1 protein-coding gene is annotated in these 1,291 nt (G+C 67.2%); it reads right to left on the bottom strand.

Features of this window, described 5'->3' with window-relative positions; translation table 11 throughout:
* The coding region (locus ABT085_RS46445; RefSeq protein WP_351623285.1) for an RNA-guided endonuclease InsQ/TnpB family protein at positions 1-1,163 on the bottom strand (1,163 nt) is incomplete at its 3' end.
* Positions 1,164-1,291 lie beyond the last annotated feature (128 nt).

The following is a 1,291-nucleotide window of genomic DNA, read 5'->3' as shown; positions in this document are numbered from 1 at the left end:
ACGGGTTCTGGTCTTACCGGCGCTCCGCAGGCCGATGCCGCCAGTCCGGCGGCCTGTCTGACGTTGATTGCGGCGTTGGTGTCCCGGTCGTGGACGGTGCCGCAGGCGGTGCAGGTCCACTCCCGCACGGACAGGGGTTTGGGCCCGTCGACCGCGCCGCAGGTGGAGCAGGTCTGCGAGGTCGGTGTGAAGCGCCCGATCTTCACCAGCGTGCGTCCGTACCGTGCTGCCTTGTACTCCAGCATGGCTACGAACTGCGACCAGCCGGCGTCGTGGACGGACTTGGCCAGCCTGGTGCGGGCCAGTCCCGCCACCGACAAATCCTCCACGGCGATTCCTTGGTTCTCGGAGATCAGCTTCGTGGAGAGCTGGTGGTGGAAATCCCGGCGGGCATCAGCGACCTTGGCATGGGCGCGGGCGACCTTGAGACGGGCCTTGGCGCGGTTCTTCGATCCCTTTTGCTTGCCGGACAGCTCCTTCTGCGTCTTCTTCAGCTTTTTCTCCGCGCGCCGCAACCAGCGGGGGGAGTCGATCTTCGTGCCGTCGGACAGGACGGCGAAGTGCGTGAGGCCGAGGTCGATGCCGATGGTGCGGTCGGTGTCGGGCATTCGTGCGGCGTCGGCGGCGGGGTCGGTGTCGATGACGAAGGAGGCGAAGAATCTGCCTGCCGCGTCCTTGATCACGGTGACTGAGGATGGTGTGGAGGGCAGGGTGCGTGACCACTTCACCTTCACCGCACCGATCTTCGGCAGGTTCAGCCGTCCGCCGTCGGTGATCTTCCAGCGGGCGTTGGCGGTGAACCGGATCGACTGCCGGGTGTCCTTGCGGGACTTCAGGCGGGGCGCACCCAGTTTGCGGCCCTTGCGGGTGCCCTTGAGCGAGGTGAAGAAGTTGCGGTAGGCGGCCTCGGCATCGCGCAGGGACTGCTGGAGCACCACCGCACAGACCTCGCCCAGCCAGGACCGTTCCTTCGTCCGCTTCGCCTCGGTGATCAGCTGTCGGGACAGCTGTCCGGCCGTCGGGAACGGCAGCCCGGTCCTGCGGGCGTCCTCACGGGCGCGGACCGCGTCGTTGAACACGACGCGGGCGCACCCGAACGCCCTGGCCAGCGCGGCCTGCTGAGCGGCGTCGGGGTACAACCTGAAGGCGTACCGGAGCTGCATGACGATCACACTAGGCATATCGAACCCGCGACATCACCGGGAACACACAAGCGATCCGTCACCGTCACCGAGCACAGTCCGGCTCCGCCGGAACACCACCGCGACGCTCCGCGTCGCCACCACAGGAT

It is taken from the genome of Streptomyces sp. NPDC002265, assembly GCF_040296125.1.
Classification (GTDB): Bacteria; Actinomycetota; Actinomycetes; order Streptomycetales; family Streptomycetaceae; genus Streptomyces.
This window is presented reverse-complemented; position numbering and strand designations above follow the sequence as displayed.